Here is a 23640-nt window from a genome sequence, read left to right on the forward strand (position 1 = left end):
AAAATAAGAAAATAAATTTAAAAAACAATAAAATGTCAATTTTAGTAAACAAAGATTCTAAAGTAATTGTACAAGGATTTACTGGTAACGAAGGTACTTTCCACGCAGGTCAGATGATTGAGTACGGAACAAACGTAGTAGGTGGAGTTACTCCCGGAAAAGGAGGAAGCGAGCACTTAGGAAAGCCGGTATTCAACACTGTTGCTGATGCTGTATCTAAAGCTGGAGCAAACGTAAGTATTATTTTCGTACCACCTGCATTTGCTGCAGACGCTATCATGGAAGCTGCTGAAGCAGGTATTAAAGTGATCGTTTGTATTACTGAAGGTATTCCTGTTGCAGATATGGTAAAAGTAAAATCTTATATCGCAGACAGAGAGTGCAGATTAATCGGGCCAAACTGTCCTGGAATCATCACTTCTGAAGAAGCTAAAATTGGTATTATGCCAGGTTTCGTTTTCAAAAAAGGTAAAGTAGGTATTGTTTCAAAATCAGGAACTCTTACTTATGAAGCTGCTGATCAGGTGGTAAGAGCTGGTTACGGTATTTCTACTGCAATCGGAATCGGTGGTGACCCAATTATCGGAACTACAACTAAAGAAGCTTTAGAATTGTTCATCAACGACCCGGAAACTGAAGCGGTTGTAATGATCGGAGAAATCGGTGGTGGTCTTGAAGCTGAAGCTGCAAGATGGTATAAAGCTAGTGGTTCTACGAAGCCTGTTGTAGGTTTCATCGCTGGACAAACTGCTCCTAAAGGAAGAACAATGGGTCACGCTGGAGCAATTGTTGGTGGTGCAGAAGATACAGCTCAGGCAAAAATGGAAATCATGAGAGAAAACGGTATCAACGTAGTAGATTCCCCTGCTGACATCGGTGCTACCGTAGCAAAAATCTTAGGATAATTAAAACAAGCATAATATGAAAAAAATTTTATTAACATCCGCGTTGGCTTTTTCTGTTTTATCATTCGCCCAGATTGATTTAAGAAACACAAGATTTGGTCTTACAGCAGGTGGAAACTATTCCAGAGTAAAGAATGCGCATAATCCTTCGGGACCAAGATTTACTTTTCAGGCAGGTGTATTGGCATTAATTCCGATGGGAGGTGCAGATCAGTTTTATCTGCAGCCGGAGGTTACCTATTATGGAGCCGGTGAATCGGGAAAAGATAAAAATGCTAAAGGAGTAGATGGTTATGATGCTGTATATGCTAATGACTATCTAAGTGTGCCGATTTATTTCAAAGGGTATTTTTCTGAAGCAGAATCAGAATTCTTTGGATTAATTGGTCCGAGATTCAATTTCTTATTGAATCAGACTACAAAAAATGCTCCTGTAGGCAGACCTTATTACGATCCTGATGTAACTGATCCTGATTACCCGCAGATAAGTGGTAAGGCGAACAGCTTCAACTTTGCAGTAGGTGTTGGAATAGGATATAGCTATAAAAGACAGTTAGAACTAGCTTTAAAATATGATTTTGGTATATCCAATACATATCCGAAGCTTGTCGAAAGTTTTACTCAAGATCCTAATACGGTTAAGAAAAAATCTGAACAGGTTCTTAGTTTAACGTTAAGCTATATTTTCGAATAAAATTTTTTCGTTACAATAAAAAATTCCGGAACTCAGTTCCGGAATTTTTGTTTTTATTTTTGATGAAATATTATTTTGTTTTAACTTCTTATCCATTTCCAGATTTCTTTCATCGTCGCTTTATTTCCGTACATTAAAATTCCTACTCGGTAAATTTTTCCTGCTAAAAAAATCATAAAGAAAGTCGTTCCAGCCAGCAAAGCAATAGACAAAGCAATTTGCCAAGCAGGTACTCCGAAAGGAATTCTTGCCACCATCGCAACAGGTGAAGTGAAAGGAATTATAGACATCCAGAATCCGACAGGTCCGTCAGGATTGTTGATGACTGAAATACTTCCATACATCCCTAAAGTAAGCGGAAGAATCGCAAATAACGTAAATTGCTGCGTTTCCGTTTCATTATCAACTGCAGAGCCAATTGCAGCATAAACAGAGCTATAAAACATATATCCTAAAAGAAAAAATATAATGAATACAAAAATGATTAAAGGGAAATTCATTTCTAATAAACTGTGAGAAATCTGTGTCGCCATTTGTCCAATGTCAAGTTTGCTCATCAATTCTTCATTTCCTCCCGGAATATTTTTCTGAAGTGACGAAAATCCGGTATTCAAAATCAGAGCTCCGGCTACAGACATCGTAATCCAAACGATAAACTGAGTTAAAGCAACTAAAGTAACTCCCAAAATTTTTCCCATCATCAATTCAAAAGGTTTTACAGAAGAAATAATAATCTCAACCACACGGTTGTTTTTCTCTTCCAAAACGCTTCGCATTACACGAACACCATAAATTAAAATAAACATGAATGTTACATACATTAAGATCATGCTCATTGCACTTTTAATTCCGAATGCTAAATCAGAATCTTCTTTATTGTCTTCTGAAACGTTAATGGTTTTTAAAGTGAAACTTTTATCTAAATTTTCAAGCTGTGCCTGCTGAATTCCAAGTTGCTTGATCTTTTCTTTTTTGATAACATTGGTAATATCCGAAATAATCTGCTGTTTCGTATCAAAACCAATTTTGGTGTTGACAACCAGTCTTGAACCTTTCTCAATATTATCAAGATCATTACCGGATAAAGCAGGAAGTATCAGAATACCATCCAAATTCTCATTTCCTTTTAGATTTTTAACTTTAGACAGCTCTTCAACAGCCGGAATAAATACATAATTGATTTTTTCGTCAGATTTAAGCTGTCCTCTAAATAATCCGCTGTTATCAACCACTTCAATAATGTTGTGCGACTCATTAGCTTTAAACATAAAACCAATCACTGCCCCAAAAGCAATAATCATTAAAGGAGCCAGCAAAGTGAGTATAATGAAAGACTTTTTCTTAACCTGTGTAAGAAATTCTCTTTTTGTAATTAAAAAAATATTGTTCATAAAATTAAGAGTGATTGCTTACTGCATTAATAAATACTTCATTCATGCTCGGAATTCTTTCGTCGAATGATCTTACTTTTCCAACGTTCACCAGATCTAGAAGAATATTATTCTGATCTGCTTCGTTTTTAAGATCAAAAGAAATCAGATTATTTTCATTGGTAATATTAAAAATTCCATATTTATCTTTAAACTGATCAAACTGATAATCATTGATTTCAGATAAAGTAACTCCAAAAATATTCTTCTTGAATTTTTCACGAACGTCAAAAACTCTACCATCGATAATCTTTTTTGAATTGTTGATCAATGCAACATAATCACACATTTCTTCCACACTTTCCATTCTGTGGGTTGAAAGAATAATAGTGGTTCCGTTATTCTTAAGCTCAATGATCTGATCTTTAATTAAATTAGCATTTACAGGATCAAAACCAGAAAACGGTTCATCAAGAATTAAAAGATGAGGTCTGTGAAGCACCGTTACCACAAACTGTATTTTTTGAGCCATCCCTTTTGAAAGTTCAGACAGCTTTTTCTTCCACCATTGATCGATGTTTAGCTTGTCAAACCATTTTTTTGCTTCATTCAGGGCATCATTTTTTTTCATCCCTTTCAGCTCCCCGAAATATAGAATCTGGTCACCGACACTCATATTTTTATAAAGACCACGTTCTTCCGGCATATAACCGATGTCCTTAATATGATTGGGATTTAGTTTTTCTCCGTTGATTAAAACCTCCCCCGAATCGGCCTGTGTAATCTGATTGATAATTCTGATGAAAGAGGTCTTACCCGCTCCGTTGGGTCCCAGAAGACCGTAGATACTTCCTTTCGGAACGTGTATGCTAAAATCATCCAATGCAGTTTTTTTTCCTGCATTGTAGGTTTTAGTAATATGTTCAGCTTTTAGCATTAAAAATTGTTTTACAATTAGTATAAAAATATTCCGAAAGTTACGGAATTGAGAATTTAGCTAAAAGAAAAAATCCTGATGTTGATCAGGATTTTTATATTATTGTTTTACTATTTGAGTAACTTTTTGCGTGTTGTCACTTAGAATATATCTTATAAGATATTTTCCGGGTTTCAGTTTCTGAATATTGATTTCTACACTATTACTGTTTACCGCATAATTGGCAACCTGAGTTCCTAATATAGAATAGAACGAAACATTTTTTATTTTCAATGAAGAATCTTTAGCTTTCACCATCAGAAAGTCTTTTGCTGGATTAGGGTATGCAGTAAGCACACCATCATCTGACTTCTGAGAGTTCGAAGTTGGCTCTTTTATTTGCGCTTTTAAATTATCGGAAAGGCCGACAGAAGCTGCAATAAAGATAAATAAAAGTAAAAGTTTTCTCATCAACGTATAGTTTGCTTAAATATTACTAACAAAAATAATAAATTCTATAATTCTCTGCAATAGTTTTTTGTAGAACTTATATTAAATTTGCAATAAATTATTCAAAAAGTATTCCAAAGATGATATATTCTAGAAACAGAAGATTAAGAGTGAATGAATCGATGAGAGGTTTGGTAAGAGAATGCAGTCTTTCAGTCAATGATTTTGTAATGCCGATTTTCGTAATGGAAGGCGAAAACAAGCAGGAAGCCATTGCTTCTATGCCCGGAATTTTCAGGCGAAGCATTGATCTTACCGTAAAAGAATGTAAAGAATTATTTTCTTTAGGTGTAAAAGCGGTCAATCTTTACATGAAAGTTTCTGATCATTTAAAAGATAATACCGGAAAAGAAGCGTGGAATAAAGATGGCTTAATGCAAAATACCATTAAAGCAATCAAAGATGCAGTTCCAGAAATGGTAATTATGCCCGATGTAGCTTTAGATCCTTATTCAATCTACGGTCACGACGGAATCATAGAAAACGGAAAAATCATCAACGATGCAACTAATGACGCTTTGGCAAGAATGGCTGTATCACACGCAGAAGCCGGAGCTGACATTGTGGCGCCAAGTGATATGATGGATGGCAGAGTTTTGGCAATTCGTGAAGCTTTGGAAGAAAGCGGTTTTCATGATGTAGGAATTCTGAGTTATGCCGCAAAATACGCAAGTTCGTTTTACGGGCCTTTCAGAAGTGCTTTAGACAGTGCTCCAAAAGACAACATGGAAATTCCGAAAGATAAAAAAACATATCAGATGGACTTTCACAATTCCCGTGAAGCTTTGAATGAAGTTTTTAAAGACGTGAAAGAAGGCGCAGATATTATCATGATTAAACCGGGACTTCCTTACCTGGATATTGTTGCAAAGGTTCGTGAAGCGATCGATCTGCCTATTGCAATTTACAATGTGAGTGGCGAGTATGCCATGTTGAAAGCTGCGGCTCAAAACGGCTGGCTTGATAATGATAAAGCTATTATTGAAAGTTTAACGTGCTTCAAAAGAGCGGGAGCAGATATGATTTTTACATATGCTGCAAAAGAAGCTGCAATTCTTTTACAATAATAAATTCTTAGAAAGATTATTACTTATCAATAGAAACGGGCTTTAGCCCGTTTTTGTTTTACATTATTCATTAAGGCTTTAGCCGAAACCTATTTATTAGCATGATTAAAATTTTGGCTAAAGCCATTTAATTGAAGCTTTTTATTAACGGGCTAAAGCCAATTGCTATTGAATAAACCCTGGGTGGATATTGGTAGCATTAATCTTGAAAATTATTCTACATCAAAATCTTTTCCCTTTACAAATTTAGCGGCAAAAGGAGCCTGGTTTCCGGAATATTTTAATACGAAATGTTTTTTGGTATCGGTGTCAACTTTTGCTTCTACATTCACATTGGTTGTCTGGAAACTTACATCCAAACCGACTCCTGATTCTTTTTCAAGAAAAATCTCTACACTTTCAGCATAAAATAAAGAGGCGCTCAAGTAATTAAACTTTACATTTTTTCGATACGTTTTAGATTTCGATTGGGTGAAAGCAGAATAGCTCTGAAGAATTTCAATTCCGGGTGGATCGATGTTTGTAATCCTTGATTTTGTAACGCCGTTTACCCGAACAGAAAAATTTTTAGCCTGATTGATATTGCCATTAATGCCGATGTTAAATAAGGAAGGTAAAGCCAGACCATATTCAATCATACTGTCTTTTGTAAATTCAAAATCGGGTATCAATGCAGAATGTTTGGTGACACTCATCAGTTGATTTTTGATGTCAATAAGCTTTTGACCTGAAAAAAGATAGCCGATAAGATTATTATTGGTTGTGCGCCAGTTTCTGCCGTTCCATTCGTAGATTTCGCACAATAAAGTGTCTGCAGAAGAATGGGGAAGAAGATCGATATCCTGCCATTTGAAAACTTCCTTTGCGTAAGGTCTTCTGTTGACAAGGTTTATTCCTAAATCAAGCGCCATTAATTCGCTGAGCTGTTGATTGGTTGCCATATTTAATATTTAATGATTGGTGTTTTAAAATTATGAAATTATCCAGATTTCTAAGCATGAAATTTTAAGTTTAAATAAAAATAAATCTGCTGTATGTGTAAATTCCGGATATCATTAAATTTAAACTAACTAAAATCATTTGTCAGCATAATTTTAAAAAAGTAATTTAGACCTATGAAAATTTATACCAAAACAGGAGACAAAGGTCAGACCGCTTTGTATGGCGGAACAAGAGTGTCGAAAGCCAGTGCAAGAGTTGACAGCTATGGAAATATTGATGAATTGAATTCGTTTATAGGAATTTCAAAAAGTCATATTGAGGATGAAGAAGTTTTAAAACAGCTGAAAAAAATTCAGTTCGATTTGTTCACGGTAGGTTCTGAAGCCGCAACTCCTGTGGATAAATTGATGTTGGCCAACGGAAAATCTCGTCTTCCCTTAATTATTTCTGATACGGAAATTGAAGAATTGGAAAACTGGATGGATGCTTTTGAAGAAAAATTAGAACCGCTTCAATATTTTATTCTTCCCGGTGGTGGTAAATCGGCGACTTTTTTACATGCAGCCCGTACAATTTGCCGAAGAGCAGAGCGTTCTTTGGTTTTTTTGAACGAATCTGAAGAAGTGCGTCCTGAACTGATTAAATATTTGAATCGACTTTCAGATTACCTTTTCGTTCTGGCAAGATATATTTCGAAAATCAATAACGAGCCTGAAGAATACTGGAATCCGAATGAAAGATAAAGTATTACTCTTCATCAACGGAGATGCTCCGAAATCCTTTCCAGACTTAGAAAATTATAGCTTGATTGCCTGTACGGATGGCGCTTTTCACTATTTAAAAGACTTAGATTTTCCTTTAGATAAGCTTGATTTTATTTCTGGTGATTTTGATTCTCATTCAGGTTCGGATGAAAATATTTATCACGAAAAATTTATTTATACTCCGGATCAGGAACGAACAGATTTTCATAAAGCTTTAGAAATTATATTAAAAAAAGGTTTTAATAGTGTTGATGTTTTGGGCGCAAGCGGTGGTGAACAGGATCATTTTCTGGGAAATCTTACCGTTGCTTTTGGTTTTAAAGACCAGATGAATATTCAGTTTTATGATGAATTTTCAGAGTATTATTTCATTCCGAAATCGTTTTTGGCAAAGAAAATGAAAGGTAGAATTGTATCGTTATATCCTTTTCCTTTTGCGGAAAGTATTATCACAAAAGGTTTGCAATGGCCTCTTGATAATGTGAATGCAGATATGACAAAAGATATGATGATCAGAAATTTTGCGGTGGAAGATCATGTTTCTATAGAATATCAGAAAGGAGACCTGCTTTTTTTTGCAGGGAAGAAAAGGATGTAAATTCAACATACAGAATACGTTAAGAAAATGTGTTTTTCATAAATAAATACCTTTTTTATTTTTAGGTTTAAATATAAACTTTAAGAAAAATTTAAACTAAAAAATCAAACTTTTTTAGCAATTTTGCATTCTTAATTCACTTGTTAGAAAATGAAAATAAAATACTCGGAACTTATTGATCAGACATTGTATTTTCCAACGGAAGAATTCAATGTTTCTGAGAACAATTTGTTGTTTCACGATATTCCTTTGATGGAAGTTGTTGAAAAGTTTGGAACTCCTTTAAAGGTAAGTTACCTCCCGAAGATTTCTCAGAATATTCAGAAAGCAAAAGGCTGGTTTAAGGAAGCTTTTGAGAAAATTGATTATAAAAAAAGCTACAGATATTGCTACTGTACAAAATCCAGCCATTTCAAATTCGTTATTGAAGAAGCCCTGAAAAACGATATTTCTATCGAAACATCTTCTGCGTATGATATGGATATTGTAAAATCTCTTTTCGGTGAAGGAAAAGTTGATAAGAATATTGAAGTAATCTGTAACGGTTTTAAAACTGATGATTATCTGGCTAAAATTTCAGACATGATCAATAATGGTTTTGAAAATATTACGCCGATTCTGGATAATTACCGTGAATTGGATAAGCTTACAGAAAGCATCGATACCACTTTTGACATCGGAATCAGAATTGCTTCTGAGGAAGAACCGAAATTCGAATTTTATACCTCTAGATTAGGAATCGGTTACAAAGATATTATCCCTTATTACAGTCAGAAAATTGCAGAACATCCGAACGCAAGACTGAAAATGCTCCACTTTTTCATTAATACCGGAATCAAAGACACGGCGTATTATTGGAATGAATTGTACAAATGTCTTCGTGTTTATGCACGTTTGAAGAAAATTGCTCCCGAAGTTAATTCACTGAATATTGGTGGTGGTTTCCCAATCAAAACTTCGTTGAATTTTGATTACGATTACCAGTATATGGTGGAAGAAATTGTTTCTCAAATCAAAAAATTCTGCGAAGAAGAAGGGGTTGAAGAACCGAATATTTACACAGAATTTGGAAGTTTTACAGTAGGAGAGAGTGGTGCAAATCTATATAAAATTATTTCTCAGAAACGTCAGAACGACAGAGAAAAATGGAATATGATCGATTCATCTTTCATGACAACGCTTCCTGATACCTGGGCGATTTCAAGACACTTTATCATGCTTCCGCTAAACCGTTGGGAAGATTCTTACGAAAGAGTTTTCTTAGGAGGTTTAACCTGTGATTCTGATGATTACTACAATTCTGAACAGCATACCAACGCCATTTATCTGCCTGTTTTCAGTGATACAAAACCTTTGTACATAGGGTTTTTCCACACCGGGGCTTATCAGGAAACAATTGGCGGTTATGGCGGAGTTCATCACTGTCTGATGCCGCAACCAAGACATATTCTGATTCAGAAAGATGAAAACGGCGAGTTTCAATATGAAATTTTCAGAGAAAGACAGGAGCCGGATGATATTTTGAAGCTTCTTGGTTATAAATAATATCTGATGTTTCAATAGAAATGGGCTTTAGCCCGTTTTAAAATACAAATAAATTCAAATGGCTTTAGCCAAAATGTATAAAAATAGCTCTCATAATTTTGAGAGCTTTTTACATTTAAAAATTTATTAGAGAATGAATTTTATACTTTAAAATTTGTAAACATCTTTATATTTGCTAAAAATTGAATTGAGAAAAACAATAGCAATAATCTTAATCATACTTACTTTTATCTTAGGATATTTAAGTATCGGTATTATATCATTTTTTGGAATGAGATCCTACTATGGATATGATGGATATTGTTCTGACACGAAACTTTCAAATTTTGTTGCTATTGAGAGTTTTGAAATTCTTATCATTTGTACTCTTATTTCCTATGCTATCTTATTAGAATTTTTTCAAAACATTATAAAGAATGTAAAGTTTTATAAAGTTATAATAGTATTTCTTCTAATCAATTTAATCTTTTTCGTATATAAAATTGTTGAATATCCTATTATCATGGAAGCTACAGGAGGATGGTCTAATCCGAGAAGTAATCTTGAGATGATGTATAATCCATTGATTACATTTTTGGGTATTTATTCATCAATAATAATATGGATTAATTTTAGACTTCAAAAGAAAACTCAATCATTAAAAAAAATCCCGATAATATTTTTCCTTTTTGTGATTTTGGCTTTCATTGTAATAGCGATAGCAACTCAAAGTATAGAATATAAAGATTGTAGAGGATAAAGTATTTTCTAAAAAATGACATTAAATTAAAAAAGTAAAACTCTCCAGTTCGGAGAGTTTTTGTTATTTAAAATATTTTGAAATTTTATCTTTTTCAATCTCAGAATAATCGGTAATGACCATATTTGCCAAACTATAATCCTGATTATGTGTATGAAAACTTTTATAAGCCGCACAAAAAATATGAGCGTTGTGTGCTGCTAAAATTCCATTAGTGGAATCTTCAATAACCATACAGTTTTCAATCGGTTCGTTTGCCATTTTTGCGGCAAGCTGGAAAATTTCAGGATGAGGTTTTGATTCCTTTAAATCAGCACCACTGATTTTTCCGATAAAGTATTTTCCAAGACCGAATTTTTCAAAAACCATATTGATAGTGGTCATTGTTGCAGAAGAGGCTAAAATTAATTTGATATTGTTTTGATAATAATGTTCAATTAATTTTCTAACCCCCGGCATTAAATCAAAATCTAGATCATTGTAAAAATAATCCTTGAAATGTGCTCTTTTGATGGCTGCAATATCTTCGTATGATTGAGAAAGTCCGAAAGTCTGAATTAAAGTTTCGCAAACTTTTTTTGTAGAAGCACCGGTAAATGAAGTGTAGAGTTCTTCAGAAACATCAGCATTTAATTCTTCAAATGTTTTGAAATAAGCTTTTCTGTGCAGCGGCTCTGTGTCAACAATTACCCCATCCATATCGAAAAGCACAGCTTTTAAGGACATATTTTTTAAATTTTTGCAAAGTTAATAAATTTGGCTGGAAGCTTGAAGCTAGATGTTGGAAGCTTAGCTTCGGTGAAAAACAGATTTAGTTATTTTAATCTGCGTAATCTCCAAAATCTGCGAGAATTTTTAAATTTAATACTATCTAAAATCGAGAATTAATTTCACCATAAAAACTTCCAACTTCCGTCATCCATCATCCATCTTTCATTATCTTTGCAAAAATCATTTAATTCTAAATAAAACATGAAAACATACGCAGGAATTCCTGAAGAAAATGCTTCATTAGAAAATTCAAAGGTAGTTTTGGTAACAGTTCCTTATGACGGAACTTCAACTTGGGGAAAAGGTGCAGATAAAGGCCCTGAATTGTTTTTGGATGCTTCTGAAAACATGGAACTGTACGACATTGAAACAGGAACTGAACCTTATCTTGAAGGAGTTTATTTGGCTGGAGAAGTTTCTGAAAATTCAACACCTGAAGCAATGACGGAAGCGGTTTATCAGAAAACAAAAGAGCTTTTGGCAACAGATAAATTGTTTACCCTTTTTGGTGGTGAGCATTCGGTTTCTATCGGTTCTATTCGTGCGGTTGGAGAAAAATTTGAAAATTTGACGGTTCTTCAGTTAGACGCTCATACAGATTTACGTCCTGAATTCCATGGTTCTACTTCTAACCATGCTTGCGCGGTTTTTGAAGCGAATCAGAAACATAATTTGGTTCAGGTGGGAATCCGTTCTATGGATGTTGAGGAAGCTCAGTATTTACCTGAAGGGAGAGTGTTTTTTGCGCACGAAATTGCTCACAACGACAATTGGGTAAATGATGTTTTGGAAAAAGTTTCCGGTAATGTGTATATCACCATCGATTTGGATGCTTTTGATCCATCAATCGCACCATCTACAGGAACTCCGGAACCGGGAGGTTTACAATGGTATCCAACATTAGAGCTATTGAGAAAAGTTTTCGAAAAATGTAATGTGGTAGCTTTTGATATTGTTGAATTGATGGATTCTGCCTATTCAAAACCGAGTGCTTTCTTAGCTGCAAAATTGTATTACAAGATGTTAGCTTATTATCATATCAACAGAGATTAAAATTCCGCAGGAAACGGATTTTTTCTTCCAATTTTTCTTCTGACATTTGTGAGGTAAAAACAAATGAAAATGTCGAGACAAGAGCAAATAGATTATCAGAGAATTGCCAAAGCAATAGAATATATTCAGAGCAATTTTAAACTTCAGCCTAATTTGGATGAGGTTGCTGAAAAAGTAAACTTAAGTCCGGCTCATTTTCAGAAAATATTTACCGATTGGGCAGGAACGAGCCCAAAGAAATTTTTGCAGTTCATCAGTCTTGAGCATGCAAAAAGTTTATTGAAAGAAGAAAAAGCAAGTTTGTTTGATGCTGCTTTGGAAACCGGACTTTCAAGCACAAGCAGATTACATGATTTGTTTGTGAATATCGAAGGAATGTCTCCCGCAGAATACAAAAACGGTGGAAAAAATCTGAGAATAAATTATAATTTCTCTGAAAGTCCGTTTGGAAAAATCATTACCGCGTCTACCGAAAAAGGGATTTGCTATATGGCTTTCGAAGAAAATAAAGAAAATGCATTGAGAGATTTACACCATAAATTTCCCAATGCATCTTTTTTTGAGAAATACGATGAGTTTCAGAAAAATGCATTATCAATTTTTAACAAAGACTGGTCAAAACTCAATACCATAAAACTCCATTTAAAAGGAACTGATTTCCAGTTGAAAGTCTGGGAAAGTTTGCTTAAAATTCCTTTGGGAAAATTATCGACTTATGGAAATTTAGCTAACGAAATAGGAAGCCCAAAAGCTTCAAGAGCCGTAGGAACTGCGATCGGAAGCAATCCTGTTGCATTTTTAATTCCGTGTCATCGTGTGATACAATCTTCAGGCAAAATCGGTGGTTATATGTGGGGAAGTGATAGAAAACGGTTGATAATCGGCTGGGAAAGTGCAAAGATATATTCTGATGATTCTATTTTGCTGTAAATAATTTCTCTCACAAATTATACAGATTTTCACAGGTTCTCGTGTGCTTCGTGAAAGATCTTTGTGCGATTTGTAGTTAAAAAAAGCAATGTCGAAGAGATTTATCAGATGAAACGATTTCTTAGTGTTATTAGTGAAAAATGTTTGTGTAATTTGTGTTTTAATATTTAGCTTAAACCTTAAAAAATGCTTAACCTTTTCAACGAAATACAAAATTTCCCCATCAATGTTCTTCCCAAAGACGGAGTTGCAGAATATTACGGAAAGATTTTTTCTGATGCAGAATGCGAAAAATATTACCAGTATTTATTCAACGAAATTCCGTGGGAAAATGATGAAGCCTTAATTTTCGGTAAATTGATTTACACCAAAAGAAAAGTGGCTTGGTTTGGTGAAAAAGAATTTGAATACACTTATTCCAACCGAACGAAATATGCAAAACTCTGGACTCCCGAATTATTAGCTTTAAAACAAAAATGCGAAGAAGTGTCCGGAGAAACCTATAATTCTTGTCTTCTGAATTTATACCACGATGGAAGTGAAGGAATGGCGTATCACAGCGATGGTGAAAAAGATTTAAAAAAACACGGCGCAATTGCTTCTGTAACTTTTGGAGCGGAGCGAAAATTTTCTTTCAAACATAAAATTTCAAAAGAAAGAATCGACATTCAGCTTGAAAACGGAAGTTTATTAGTTATGAAAGGAACAACCCAGGAAAACTGGCTTCACCGACTTCCACCAACGACAAAAATAAAAACGCCGAGAGTGAATCTGACGTTCAGAACTATTGAAGAATAAATTTTTTCACAAAGATTTTATTATGCAGTTTGTCATTCCGACAAAGGAGTAATCTCTAAAATTTAAATTAGATTCTTCATTCCGTTGCACTTCATTCAGAATGACAATTGAGCTGTTGATTTTTACAGTTAAGCATAAATTTAAAAGAGATAATTTAAAAATCTGCGTCATCTGCAAAATCATCGAGAGCATAAAAAAGCCGTTCAAATCGAACAGCTTTTAAACTTTATTGTAAAACTTCAACCTCAATCGCTGAATCTTCAAAAACTTTGATGAATGCTTTGGTATAATCTTCCTTCGTAGCAAAATTAGGATTCTCCATAAATTTCTGAGGATTGATGGCAAACAAAGGAAACCAAGTCGAAGAAATCTGAATCTGAATTTTATGCCCTTTTTTAAAGGTATGAACAACATCCTGCAATCTGAAATTCACAGCAGTTTTCTGATTGGCAACCAAAGCTTCTCCTTTTTCTCTCGAATTTCTGAATCTTGCAGGCATAATTTCACTTCTTACCATCTGATGATAATTTCCGTAAATCACACCATCTTTCTTTTCAGTTGGTTTAAAATCTTCAGGGTAAACATCAATTAATTTCACTGCAAAATCTGCATCTGTAGAAGTCGAGGCAATATTTAATTTTGCTAAAATTTCTCCGGCAAAAGTCATATCTTCTGTTAAAACCTCAGTTGTGAAAGTCAGAACATCCGGTCTTCCGACAGCAAATCTCTGGTCTTCCGACATATAATTTCTTGGTGTAAATCCATTAAAATCCTTCAGATTATCAGAACTTAAAACCGGATTATTCGGATCGCTGTAATATTCTGAAAATCCTTGTCCTGCAGAATTTTTTAAAGTTCCATTAGCTAAATAAAAATTCATTTTCTTCGCTTCTTTTGGAGGATAAGTTGAAAATTCACGCCACTGTTTAGCGCCTGTATCGTACATCAATGCTTCCGGTAAGTCTGCGTCTTGTTTTGTATTTCCTTTTAAATAATGATTAAAAAATTTCGTTTCAATATTTTTCTGATAATAGGTTGCAATGCTGTCTCCGAAATAGATTTGATTATGAAAATGTTTTCCCTCTTCACGTCCCCATCCTCCGTGAGAAAATGGCCCCATCACGATCGTATTCTTAGCTTTCGGACTGGTTTTTTCAATAGTTTTGTAAATATTTAATGGTCCTGAAAGATCTTCCGCATCAAACCAGCCACCAACCGTCATTACCGCATGGTTAATATTTTTCAGATGTTGCAATAAACCTCTTTTCTGCCAGAATTCATCGTAGTTTGGGTGGTTCATAATTTCAGTCATAAAGAAATTGTTTTTATAGTATTTCTCGTAACCGTCTTTTAGTGTTCCCATGTCTCTGTAGAACTTTAGACCATCTTCTGAGGTTGATTTAATCATAGAACCAGAATACCAAGCTCTATTTTCCGGTTTTGTTTTCTGAACGCCGAAGACAGGGAAGGTTCTAAAATAACCCAGCATAAATCTTCCGTTGTGCAGGAAATCGTCATTCCAGAAATCTGAAATCGGAGCCTGTGGAGATGAAGCGACCAAAGCCGGATGTTGTGCTAAAGTTCCTACAGCAGTATAGAATCCGGGATAAGAAGTTCCGAATTGACCGACTTTTCCGTTGTTATGTTTGATGTTTTTAATTAAATATTCAATTGTGTCATAAGTATCGGTACTTTCATCAATATCTTTTTTGGTTTTTCTTTCAACCTGTGGCGTCATATTGGTAAAAACTCCTTCACTCATATATCTTCCGCGAACATCCTGATAGACGAAAATATATTTGTCGTTCATCAGATATTTATTCGGGCCAAGACTTCTGCGGTATTCATTCTCACCGTACGGCGCAATGCTGTAGCAGGTTCTCTGCATCAGAAAAGGATATTTATTTTTATTGGAAATATCTTTTGGTGTATAAACTGCCGTAAAAAGTTTTGTTCCGTCACGCATCGGAATATAAAATTCCTGTTTTGTGAAATTGTCTTTTACATAATTGTCTTGCTGTTGGGTATTTTGGGAATATCCGAAAATGAAAAAGCAAATAAGTAAAATTGAAAAATGAATCTTCATGAAAAAAATTTGATGCTAATTTATTAATAAAATGTGATTTATTTTAAGGTTTGAAATAGGTAAATCGTTTTCCTATTTAAACAACAAAAAACATCCCCTAAAAGGAGATGTTCTATATTTAAATTTAATTTTGAAATTAAGCTCTCAAATATCTTGCATAAGCGTAACCTTCCTGTCCGTCAGCAGTTTTTACTTTCCACCAATCGTCAGAAGTTTGTTCTACCAAAGTTACGGAAGATCCTTTTGATGCTTTTCCTACGACAGCAGCTTCAGTTGAAGGCTCTTGTCTGATATTCAGATTAGATTCTTCAGTTGCAACGGTAAGATTTGCACCTGCAGCTAAACCTGAAACCTGAACATCAAGGTTAATATCTGTTGCAGAATAGGTAGAGTCGATTGCTCCCAAAGCATTCCATACTGCATCTTTAGCGGCAGTGTTTGAAGCATTTCCGGAAACATAAAGAATTCCGTCTTGCTCCTGAACCTGAAGATTTGAAATCCCTGCAGACTGAGCAGCAGAAACTACACCTGAATATTTATCTTGTAATGTGCTCATCTTTAATTATTTTACGACTAAGTTATTGTTATATTTTCCAACTTTCAAAGCATCAACAGATTCTTTGATTTTTCTAGCCTGAGCTGAAGAAACGTTTCCTGTCAATGTAAGCTCTCCATTTACAACTTCTACTTTTACAGAAGGGAAATCTTTTACGGCATCCTGTACTTTTTGCTGAACTGCAGGGTCTACAGCTGATGTAGTTTCTACCGGTGGTGCAGTTGGAGCAACTTCTATCGTTGCCATATCATGTACATCTTTTACCCCTTTTATTTCTTTTAAAGATTTAATAGCAGCATCTTTTTCTGCCTGAGTAGCAAATGTTCCACCAAGATGTGCAACACCTTCTTTTATCTCAACAGTTGCTGTAGGATTTGCTGTAATTACTGTGGTAGCCTGAGTCTGAAGATCAGCATCAGATACCTTTTTTTTGCACGAAATAGCTCCAAATGAAACTGCCAAAGCTAAGGCAGACATTACGAATGTTTTTTTCATAGTTTGATTTAATTTAATTATTTAATGTTTTTGTTAGACTCAAATGTAATAATAAAATCTATACCAAAATACAAATGATAAAAATTTTAAATAAAGTTTTTTGAATAATTTATGATCAGGATCATGATGTTGTTTTTGTTAATAGCTTGTTATTATGTAGTTTAAACTAATGATTCATAATATTTGAAAAACATTATATTTGTGGCAATTGATAATAGATATGAAAGGACAAAACAAACTATTTTTTGCCATCATCATTGCACTTGTATTAGGTGTAGCGATTGGCGGCTTCGTTCATGTACAATATCCTGAAAGTGCCGAACCGTTTTCAAAAAACATAAAACTTCTCGGAACTGTTTTCATACGATTGGTACAAATGATTATTGCACCATTGGTTTTTACAACGTTGGTCGTGGGAATCGCCAAAATGAGCGACATTAAAATGATCGGAAGAGTAGGAACAAAAGCGATGCTTTGGTTTATTACTGCTTCACTCGTTTCTCTTTTCATCGGTTTGATTTTGGTAAACTGGCTCGAGCCGGGACACGTTACAAAACTTCCGATTCAGGATGCGGCTTCAGCAGAAGAGCTGATCAAGTCGAGCAAAGGTTTTTCAATGGAAGATTTTGTAAAGCATATTATTCCTAAAAGTATTTTTGAGGCTTTTGCAACGAATGAAGTGCTTCAGATTGTGGTTTTTTCCATTATGTTTGGAGTGGCTTTGGCAAATTTGGGAGACGAATATGCTCAACCGGTTATCAAATTATTCGATGTTATTGCTCACGGAATTCTGAAAATGGTCGGCTACATTATGTGGTTTGCTCCGTTTGGAGTTTTGGGTGCCATTGCAGCGGTTGTTGCGACAAACGGTTTTGAAATATTTAAAGTATATGCCATTTATTTAAGAGATTTCTTCTTTGCGATAGCAGTTTTGTGGCTGGTTTTATTAATAGTAGGATATCTAATCTTAGGAAACCGTCTTTTCGAATTATTAAGAAGAATAAAATCTCCTTTGCTGATTGCATTTTCTACGACAAGCTCAGAAGCAGTTTTTCCAAAGCTTGTTGAAGAATTAGAGAGATTTGGATGTAACAATAGAGTAGTATCCTTTATTTTACCTTTAGGATATTCATTTAATCTGGATGGGAGCATGATGTACATGACCTTTGCTTCTATTTTTATCGCTCAGATTTACGGAATCGAAATGTCGGTCGGACAACAGATTACCATGCTTTTGGTGTTGATGCTAACCTCAAAAGGAATTGCAGGAGTTCCGAGAGCTTCATTAGTAATCATCGTTGCTACCTGTTCTATGTTTGGAATTCCGCCGGAAGGAATTGCCTTGATTTTACCAATCGACCACTTCTGTGATATGGCGAGAAGTATGACGAATGTATTAGGAAATGCTCTAGCAACCTCAGCCGTTTCAAAATGGGAAGGGCAACTGGAGAATCATGGGGGAAAAATGTAAATTTTAATTTAGCCTAAACTAATAAAGTGGTCAATAATGAATGTTAATCTTCATTGTTGACCATTTTTTTAGGAGCTATTTCCCGCTTTCCGCACTCGCTATTTTATTTGTATTTGCGGCGCGGCGAAGCCGCGCCGCAAATACAAATAAAATGAGCTCAGACAATTGCTGCAATCGGGGCTATGGAAGTTGCCATCCATCAAAACATCTGAAATGTCTTCACAGTTTGTCATTCTGAAAGAATTCAGGATTCATTAAAAAATGACAAATTTTGTCTTACTTTGCTGAGTATAAACTGAAGGTTTACGAACGTAGTTCTGTCTTTGCGAACGAAAGATATCCTCAATCATTCAAAAGAAACTTTGCGAACTTTGCGTTTAAAATAGATTCTTCAATACGCTGCGCTTCTTTCAGAATGACAATGCAATAAAAAAACTTTAATTCATGAATTTACAGAATCATAAAAACTCAATAATAGAAGAAGGATTTACAGTAATCAACAATATTTTTTCAGACGAAGAAGTTAAAAAGATTTCAGAAGTCATTCAAGATATAGATACCTCAAAAGAAACGTTTCGAAAATCGGAAGACCTTTTCGCCATTCGTCAGTTTTTAAAAGAAATTCCAGAAGTAAAAGAGCTGATTTTTAATGAAAATTTAAAAAGAATCATTAAAGAAATTTTTGGCGAAAACTATTTTACAGTCAAAAGTATTTACTTTGATAAACCTGAAAAATCCAATTGGTATGTTGCCTATCATCAGGATTTAACAATTTCTGTAGATAAAAAAGTCGAGCTGGAAAATTTCGGACCTTGGACGACCAAACAGAATCAATTTGCGGTACAGCCACCTTTAGATATTCTTGAAAATATTTTTACCATAAGAATTCATCTTGACGATACTGATGAAAATAACGGAGCTTTGAAAGTTGTCCCAAAATCTCATGCAAAAGGAATTTATAGACCTGAAACCATTGACTGGAACGTAGAAACCGAGAATATCTGCAATGTAGAAAGAAGCGGAATTATGATTATGAAACCTTTGATTCTTCATGGTTCAAACCGTACAACCAACGGCAAGAAAAGGAGAGTGATTCATATCGAATTTTCAGATAGAGAATTGCCGGAAGTATTGAATTGGTCGGAAAGAATGAATTGAGATTGCTCATGATTAGTCATAAAAATGCAAGTTTTACAGTTTGTTTGTCATTCCGGAGGAATCTCTACACTATTTTTAAATATAAACGTTGTTGAGATTCTTTCAGAATGACAAACTGTATGTTGAATATCCATAAAACAAAACCTCTTCCAATCGAAAGAGGTTTTATTATTTAAAGTTTTGAATTACTATTTCACAGAAATTTCATCCACAAAAACATAAGCTTCTCCACCAGCTCCTTGATGCCACTCCGGAAGTTTACCGAAGTGATACGCTTTTACTTTTAAATATCTCGCTTCTGTAGGAAGAACCGCCGTTCTGAAATCTTTTATCTGAACATTTTCATCTTTCGGATCAATGTCGTTTTCTAAAGTTTTTAGAAGAATAAATGTTTTTCCGTCCATTGAGGCGTAATATTCTACTTTCTTCGGCATTAAAATCCATGCTCTGCTGTCTTGCAGATACGTTGAAGAAATTTTATTGATTTGCTGAGGCGATTTAAAATCGATGATCGCTTCCACAGTTTGTCCCTGATAACCTTGCCATTCGCCTTTTCTCCAGTTTACATCACCGTTGATTCCGTCGATGATGGCCAGTTTTCCGCCTGCTGTATATTGCGGATTTACCGTTGCATTAATGGCTACATCCCAATGGTTTGGTCTTCTGTTGAAATTGGCTGTAGTAATCGAGCTTTTTTCACCATTTCTTTCAGCATAAGTAGAAACTTGTGTTGTTTTATTGATGGTAAACGGTTCTTTGTAAACTTTAAACGTTTTTCTTACATTCTTATCGTCATCATCCAAAGTCATGTAATATACTTTATCTTTTTCGTTCAACGGAGTGATTTTTACCTGAGTGGTAAATTCAAAAAGTCGGTCTGCAGCAATTACGGGAGATGCAGTTTGTTCTGTATATTTTAAATCTTTAGCCGCTTTTACATTTTCAAAACCTAAATATTTAAGCTCGCTTTTCGGAGTGTTTTTGGTAATGATTTTTGTTGTTCCGTCTTCTAAATGCAATTTAATTTCATCAAAATAAGGTGTTACGGTTTCCCATTCAGGTTTTCCCGGAGTTACCGAATAAATACCCATTGAGCTCAAAATAAACCATGCACTCATCTGCCCGCAGTCTTCGTTTCCAATCAGACCGTCCGGAGCATTTTTGTAGAAATTATCAAGGATATATTTGATTTTTTCTTCTGTTTTCTGTGGCTTATCAACAAAATTATAGAGATAAGCGATGTGGTGGCTCGGCTCGTTTCCCTGAGCGTATTGTCCCATCAAACCGGTAATGTCAACCTGCTCTCTACCTGTTGTTTTGTCAGGAGCTGAGAAAATGGCATCAATAAACTGTTCAAATTTTTCTTTTCCGCCGTGCGCGTGAATCAATCCCGGAATATCTTGTGGAACGAAGTAAGAATAATGCCAAGAATTCCCTTCTGTATAATTGTTGTTGACTTCTCTCGGATCAAACGGTTCGTACCAATTCCCGTTCTTTCTTGCCTGCATAAAACCGTTATTCGGATTGTAAAGATTTTTCCAGTTCTGAGAACGCTTCATGAAATATTCGTAATCTTCTTTTTTATTTAAAATTTTCGCCATCTGAGCGATACACCAGTCATCGTATGCATATTCCAACGTTTTTGAAACACTTTCATGCTCATCATCAATGCTGATATAATTTTTCTGCTTATAAGCATTTAAACCAAAAATATCCTGCATCGCAGAGTTTTTTGAAGCTTCAAAAGCTTTTTCGTAATCAAAACCTGTAATTCCTTTTGCCATGGCATCTGCAATCACAGAAACGCCATGATAACCGATCATACATTCTGTTTCGTTAGATGCTAATTCCCAAACCGGAATTCTTCCGCCCTGTTCACGTTGTTTGATGAAGGTATTGACGAAATCTGCCGTTCTTTTCTTGTCAATTAATGCCATCAAAGGGTGTGCTCCTCTGAATGTGTCCCAAAGTGAGAAAACGGTGTAATAATCGAAACCGTTTGCCATATAAAATTTGTTGTCTCTTCCGCGGTATTTCCCGTCAACATCCATATTGATATTCGGTTGCGTGAAAACATGATACATTGCGGTGTAGAAAACCGTAAGTTTATCTTTGTCTGCAGATTTAACTTCAATTTTCGAAAGCTCTTTATTCCAGTCTGTAACGGCTTGGTTTTGAATTTCACTGAAATCATTTGATTTTCCTTCAGCCAACATATTTTTAGCTGCTCCTTCGTAACCTGTCGGAGAAATCGCCACTTTTACAAGAATTTTTTCACCTTTTTTAACTTTAGTTGAAAATGCAATTTGAATTTTTGTTCCAGAATATCCTGTTTTACTTGTACCAATTTTTAATTCACTTTCTTCATATGCTTTAGATTCAAACATCGGTTTTGAAAACTCAATCCTTGCATAAATCTGTTGATTGGTTGCCCAAGCTTCACTTCTTCTGAAAACTTCAATTGTTTTGCTGTCGATGATTTTAACCTCGCCTTCCAGCAATTTATCTCTGTGATTTAAATCTAAAATAATATTGGCTGTTCCGGCCTTGTTGAATTTGTATTCATGGTAGCCAACTCTTTTAGTGGTCGTCAAACGAACATCAATGTCATGTTTATCTAATTTCACCGAATAAAATCCGGCGGTTGCTTTTTCATTTTTATGAGAAAACTTTGATGAATATTCTTTTGGCGTTAAACCTGCTTTTCCCATTGTAGGCATCAACATGATGTCTCCGTAATCTGAAACTCCGGTTCCGTTCAAATGGGTATGAGAAAATCCGTAGATTACAGAGTCTGAATAATGATAACCGCTGCAGCCGTCCCAGCTTCCGTCGATTCTCGTGTCGGGAGAAAGCTGCACCATCCCGAAAGGTACGGTCGCACCCGGAAAAGTATGTCCGTGACCGCCCGTTCCAATAAAAGGACTTATATATTGCGAATAATTTTGTGAAAACGAATTATGAGCAATTAATCCTAAAAGAACGAATACTATTTTTTTCATGGAAATTAAAATTAAAATCGCCCTAAATTACGTAAAATTTCCTTCTGCAAAAGAATTTATCTATCAGTCCGTTTATTGATTCTAAATAGCTAAAAAATCCGTAAATTTGTAGACAATTTATATTTTTATGTTGACTAAAGAAAAAGTACAGAATTTCCTTAAAGAGATTGAAGTAGATGACCTTGTGTCGAACTTTCAGGTTATGGGAAATGATGTTTATATCGATATGACTGCCCATTCACCGGCAATGCACGAAAAGAAAAAGCTTGAGGCAGCAATGAAACAGGCGTTCGCAAGCGAATTTGGAGAAGAGATTAACCTTAAACTTAAAATTGTTTCTCCGGAACCAAGTGAAGTACAACTAAGCCAGATCAAAGGAAAACAAATTCCGGGAATTCAAAATATAATTGCCATCGCATCAGGAAAAGGTGGAGTTGGTAAGTCTACCGTTTCTGCAAACCTTGCGGTAACTTTAGCGAAAATGGGCTTTAAAGTAGGTTTATTGGATGCAGATATTTATGGGCCGTCTGTTCCTACGATGTTTGATACGGAAGGTCAGAAACCAATTTCTGTAGACGTAAACGGAAAAAGCTTAATGAAACCTATCGAAAATTATGGGGTGAAAATGCTTTCTATCGGATATTTCTCAGGAGCTAATCAGGCAGTAGTGTGGAGAGGACCGATGGCTTCAAAAGCTTTGAATCAAATGATCAGAGATGCAGCTTGGGGAGAACTTGATTTCTTATTAATCGACCTTCCTCCGGGAACAGGAGATATTCACTTATCAATAATCCAGGAAGTTCCGGTAACGGGAGCGGTGATTGTAAGTACACCTCAACACGTTGCTTTAGCAGACGTTAGAAAAGGGATTGCCATGTTCCAGATGGAAAGTATTAACATTCCTGTTCTTGGATTAGTGGAAAATATGGCGTATTTTACACCGGAAGAATTACCTGACAATAAATATTATATCTTTGGAAATCAGGGAGCGCAATATTTAGCAGAGGATTTAAACATTCCGGTTTTAGGGGAGATTCCTTTAATTCAGAGTATCAGAGAAGCAGGAGATGTAGGAAGACCGGCAGCTTTACAGGAAGGGTCTAAAATTGCTGAAATCTATACCGAAACTGCCAAAAAAATGGTAGAAAGTTTAGTGGAAAGAAACAAGTTTCTTCCTCCGACTGAAGCAGTAAAGATCACGACAATGGCTGGTTGCTCACCGAAAAAATAATTTTATTAATTTCAAATATATTTTTGAAAACCAAACCCA

General features: G+C 35.0%; 22 protein-coding genes. 13 read left to right on the forward strand and 9 right to left on the reverse strand.

What is annotated here, in order from left to right:
• Positions 1-32 precede the first annotated feature (32 nt).
• Together sucD and BM371_RS00420 are read left to right on the forward strand one after the other, a co-directional pair.
• The gene (gene sucD / locus BM371_RS00415) at positions 33-905 is read left to right on the forward strand and encodes a succinate--CoA ligase subunit alpha (protein WP_034674564.1); all 873 of its coding nucleotides are present in this window, start codon (positions 33-35) and stop codon (positions 903-905) included.
• A gap of 16 nt (positions 906-921) precedes the next feature.
• Positions 922-1599, forward strand: a complete 678-nt coding sequence (locus BM371_RS00420; protein ID WP_034674566.1) for a porin family protein — start codon at positions 922-924, stop codon at positions 1597-1599.
• Positions 1600-1679: 80 nt separating this feature from the next.
• Here the strand turns inward: BM371_RS00420 and BM371_RS00425 are convergent, their stop codons facing one another.
• The 3 genes from BM371_RS00425 to BM371_RS00435 form a co-directional block, all read right to left on the reverse strand.
• Positions 1680-2990, reverse strand: a complete 1311-nt coding sequence (locus BM371_RS00425) for an ABC transporter permease (protein WP_034674568.1) — start codon at positions 2988-2990, stop codon at positions 1680-1682.
• Between the two features lie 4 nt (positions 2991-2994).
• The gene (locus tag BM371_RS00430; RefSeq protein ID WP_034674570.1) at positions 2995-3906 is read right to left on the reverse strand and encodes an ABC transporter ATP-binding protein; all 912 of its coding nucleotides are present in this window, start codon (positions 3904-3906) and stop codon (positions 2995-2997) included.
• Positions 3907-4005: 99 nt separating this feature from the next.
• Positions 4006-4356 carry a T9SS type A sorting domain-containing protein gene (locus BM371_RS00435; RefSeq protein ID WP_034674571.1) on the reverse strand — a complete coding sequence of 117 codons (351 nt, stop codon included), beginning with the start codon at positions 4354-4356 and terminating at the stop codon, positions 4006-4008.
• Positions 4357-4475: 119 nt separating this feature from the next.
• Between BM371_RS00435 and hemB the strand changes: the two genes are divergently transcribed.
• Positions 4476-5462, forward strand: a complete 987-nt coding sequence (gene hemB / locus BM371_RS00440) for a porphobilinogen synthase (RefSeq protein WP_034674572.1) — start codon at positions 4476-4478, stop codon at positions 5460-5462.
• Positions 5463-5674: 212 nt separating this feature from the next.
• Here the strand turns inward: hemB and BM371_RS00445 are convergent, their stop codons facing one another.
• The gene (locus BM371_RS00445; RefSeq protein ID WP_034674573.1) at positions 5675-6403 is read right to left on the reverse strand and encodes a hypothetical protein; all 729 of its coding nucleotides are present in this window, start codon (positions 6401-6403) and stop codon (positions 5675-5677) included.
• Positions 6404-6577: 174 nt separating this feature from the next.
• Here BM371_RS00445 and BM371_RS00450 point away from each other — a divergent pair, with 174 nt between their 5' ends.
• The 4 genes from BM371_RS00450 to BM371_RS20310 all read left to right on the forward strand — a co-directional run bounded on the left by BM371_RS00450 (position 6578) and on the right by BM371_RS20310 (position 10050).
• Positions 6578-7147, forward strand: coding sequence for a cob(I)yrinic acid a,c-diamide adenosyltransferase (locus BM371_RS00450; RefSeq protein ID WP_034674575.1), 570 nt, complete (start codon positions 6578-6580; stop codon positions 7145-7147).
• Positions 7137-7766, forward strand: a complete 630-nt coding sequence (locus tag BM371_RS00455) for a thiamine diphosphokinase (RefSeq protein WP_034674576.1) — start codon at positions 7137-7139, stop codon at positions 7764-7766. Before BM371_RS00450 ends, BM371_RS00455 begins: the two co-directional genes overlap by 11 nt.
• 150 nt (positions 7767-7916) lie before the next feature.
• Positions 7917-9311, forward strand: coding sequence for a type III PLP-dependent enzyme domain-containing protein (locus BM371_RS00460; RefSeq protein WP_034674577.1), 1395 nt, complete (start codon positions 7917-7919; stop codon positions 9309-9311).
• A gap of 502 nt (positions 9312-9813) precedes the next feature.
• The gene (locus BM371_RS20310) at positions 9814-10050 is read left to right on the forward strand and encodes a hypothetical protein (protein WP_143106480.1); all 237 of its coding nucleotides are present in this window, start codon (positions 9814-9816) and stop codon (positions 10048-10050) included.
• 63 nt (positions 10051-10113) lie between these two features.
• Here the strand turns inward: BM371_RS20310 and BM371_RS00470 are convergent, their stop codons facing one another.
• Positions 10114-10776 (reverse strand): HAD family hydrolase, encoded by a 663-nt coding sequence (locus BM371_RS00470; RefSeq protein ID WP_034674581.1) that lies wholly within the window; start codon positions 10774-10776, stop codon positions 10114-10116.
• A gap of 246 nt (positions 10777-11022) precedes the next feature.
• Here BM371_RS00470 and speB point away from each other — a divergent pair, with 246 nt between their 5' ends.
• From speB to BM371_RS00485, 3 genes are all read left to right on the forward strand, one after another.
• A complete protein-coding gene (gene speB, locus BM371_RS00475; RefSeq protein ID WP_034674583.1) occupies positions 11023-11874 on the forward strand; it encodes an agmatinase in 852 nt (283 codons plus the stop codon).
• Between the two features lie 69 nt (positions 11875-11943).
• Positions 11944-12804 (forward strand): bifunctional helix-turn-helix domain-containing protein/methylated-DNA--[protein]-cysteine S-methyltransferase, encoded by an 861-nt coding sequence (locus BM371_RS00480; RefSeq protein WP_034674585.1) that lies wholly within the window; start codon positions 11944-11946, stop codon positions 12802-12804.
• A gap of 186 nt (positions 12805-12990) precedes the next feature.
• The gene (locus BM371_RS00485; RefSeq protein ID WP_034674587.1) at positions 12991-13602 is read left to right on the forward strand and encodes an alpha-ketoglutarate-dependent dioxygenase AlkB family protein; all 612 of its coding nucleotides are present in this window, start codon (positions 12991-12993) and stop codon (positions 13600-13602) included.
• Positions 13603-13828: 226 nt separating this feature from the next.
• Here BM371_RS00485 and BM371_RS00490 read toward each other — a convergent pair whose 3' ends face one another.
• The 3 genes from BM371_RS00490 to BM371_RS00500 all read right to left on the reverse strand — a co-directional run bounded on the left by BM371_RS00490 (position 13829) and on the right by BM371_RS00500 (position 16739).
• Positions 13829-15688 carry a CocE/NonD family hydrolase gene (locus BM371_RS00490; protein ID WP_034674588.1) on the reverse strand — a complete coding sequence of 620 codons (1860 nt, stop codon included), beginning with the start codon at positions 15686-15688 and terminating at the stop codon, positions 13829-13831.
• Between the two features lie 136 nt (positions 15689-15824).
• Positions 15825-16244, reverse strand: coding sequence for an SH3 domain-containing protein (locus tag BM371_RS00495; RefSeq protein ID WP_034674590.1), 420 nt, complete (start codon positions 16242-16244; stop codon positions 15825-15827).
• A 6-nt stretch (positions 16245-16250) separates the two neighbouring features.
• Positions 16251-16739, reverse strand: a complete 489-nt coding sequence (locus BM371_RS00500; protein WP_034674592.1) for a BON domain-containing protein — start codon at positions 16737-16739, stop codon at positions 16251-16253.
• Between the two features lie 220 nt (positions 16740-16959).
• Between BM371_RS00500 and BM371_RS00505 the strand changes: the two genes are divergently transcribed.
• Positions 16960-18210: a dicarboxylate/amino acid:cation symporter gene (locus BM371_RS00505; RefSeq protein ID WP_034674594.1), complete on the forward strand. Its 1251-nt coding sequence runs from the start codon at positions 16960-16962 to the stop codon at positions 18208-18210.
• A 444-nt stretch (positions 18211-18654) separates the two neighbouring features.
• Positions 18655-19368: a phytanoyl-CoA dioxygenase family protein gene (locus BM371_RS00510; RefSeq protein WP_034674596.1), complete on the forward strand. Its 714-nt coding sequence runs from the start codon at positions 18655-18657 to the stop codon at positions 19366-19368.
• Positions 19369-19556: 188 nt separating this feature from the next.
• Here BM371_RS00510 and BM371_RS00515 read toward each other — a convergent pair whose 3' ends face one another.
• The gene (locus BM371_RS00515) at positions 19557-22370 is read right to left on the reverse strand and encodes a GH92 family glycosyl hydrolase (RefSeq protein WP_034674598.1); all 2814 of its coding nucleotides are present in this window, start codon (positions 22368-22370) and stop codon (positions 19557-19559) included.
• Positions 22371-22497: 127 nt separating this feature from the next.
• Between BM371_RS00515 and BM371_RS00520 the strand changes: the two genes are divergently transcribed.
• Positions 22498-23601: an Mrp/NBP35 family ATP-binding protein gene (locus BM371_RS00520; RefSeq protein ID WP_034674599.1), complete on the forward strand. Its 1104-nt coding sequence runs from the start codon at positions 22498-22500 to the stop codon at positions 23599-23601.
• Positions 23602-23640: the final 39 nt, after the last annotated feature.

The sequence above is a fragment of the Chryseobacterium formosense genome (assembly GCF_900116415.1).
GTDB lineage: Bacteria > Bacteroidota > Bacteroidia > Flavobacteriales > Weeksellaceae > Chryseobacterium > Chryseobacterium formosense.

Bases quoted from the DNA above. Each gene is read 5' to 3' on its own strand.
- BM371_RS00470 (WP_034674581.1), bottom strand. From the start codon at position 10,776: ATGTCCTTAAAAGCTGTGCTTTTCGATATGGATGGGGTAATTGTTGAC.
- BM371_RS00515 (WP_034674598.1), bottom strand. From the start codon at position 22,370: ATGAAAAAAATAGTATTCGTTCTTTTAGGATTAATTGCTCATAATTCG.
- BM371_RS00430 (WP_034674570.1), bottom strand. From the start codon at position 3,906: ATGCTAAAAGCTGAACATATTACTAAAACCTACAATGCAGGAAAAAAA.
- BM371_RS00510 (WP_034674596.1), top strand. From the start codon at position 18,655: ATGAATTTACAGAATCATAAAAACTCAATAATAGAAGAAGGATTTACA.
- BM371_RS00480 (WP_034674585.1), top strand. From the start codon at position 11,944: ATGTCGAGACAAGAGCAAATAGATTATCAGAGAATTGCCAAAGCAATA.
- BM371_RS00500 (WP_034674592.1), bottom strand. From the start codon at position 16,739: ATGAAAAAAACATTCGTAATGTCTGCCTTAGCTTTGGCAGTTTCATTT.
- BM371_RS00455 (WP_034674576.1), top strand. From the start codon at position 7,137: ATGAAAGATAAAGTATTACTCTTCATCAACGGAGATGCTCCGAAATCC.
- BM371_RS00485 (WP_034674587.1), top strand. From the start codon at position 12,991: ATGCTTAACCTTTTCAACGAAATACAAAATTTCCCCATCAATGTTCTT.
- speB (WP_034674583.1), top strand. From the start codon at position 11,023: ATGAAAACATACGCAGGAATTCCTGAAGAAAATGCTTCATTAGAAAAT.
- BM371_RS00450 (WP_034674575.1), top strand. From the start codon at position 6,578: ATGAAAATTTATACCAAAACAGGAGACAAAGGTCAGACCGCTTTGTAT.
- BM371_RS20310 (WP_143106480.1), top strand. From the start codon at position 9,814: ATGGAAGCTACAGGAGGATGGTCTAATCCGAGAAGTAATCTTGAGATG.
- BM371_RS00445 (WP_034674573.1), bottom strand. From the start codon at position 6,403: ATGGCAACCAATCAACAGCTCAGCGAATTAATGGCGCTTGATTTAGGA.
- sucD (WP_034674564.1), top strand. From the start codon at position 33: ATGTCAATTTTAGTAAACAAAGATTCTAAAGTAATTGTACAAGGATTT.
- BM371_RS00425 (WP_034674568.1), bottom strand. From the start codon at position 2,990: ATGAACAATATTTTTTTAATTACAAAAAGAGAATTTCTTACACAGGTT.
- BM371_RS00435 (WP_034674571.1), bottom strand. From the start codon at position 4,356: ATGAGAAAACTTTTACTTTTATTTATCTTTATTGCAGCTTCTGTCGGC.
- BM371_RS00490 (WP_034674588.1), bottom strand. From the start codon at position 15,688: ATGAAGATTCATTTTTCAATTTTACTTATTTGCTTTTTCATTTTCGGA.
- BM371_RS00505 (WP_034674594.1), top strand. From the start codon at position 16,960: ATGAAAGGACAAAACAAACTATTTTTTGCCATCATCATTGCACTTGTA.
- BM371_RS00420 (WP_034674566.1), top strand. From the start codon at position 922: ATGAAAAAAATTTTATTAACATCCGCGTTGGCTTTTTCTGTTTTATCA.
- BM371_RS00520 (WP_034674599.1), top strand. From the start codon at position 22,498: ATGTTGACTAAAGAAAAAGTACAGAATTTCCTTAAAGAGATTGAAGTA.
- BM371_RS00460 (WP_034674577.1), top strand. From the start codon at position 7,917: ATGAAAATAAAATACTCGGAACTTATTGATCAGACATTGTATTTTCCA.
- BM371_RS00495 (WP_034674590.1), bottom strand. From the start codon at position 16,244: ATGAGCACATTACAAGATAAATATTCAGGTGTAGTTTCTGCTGCTCAG.
- hemB (WP_034674572.1), top strand. From the start codon at position 4,476: ATGATATATTCTAGAAACAGAAGATTAAGAGTGAATGAATCGATGAGA.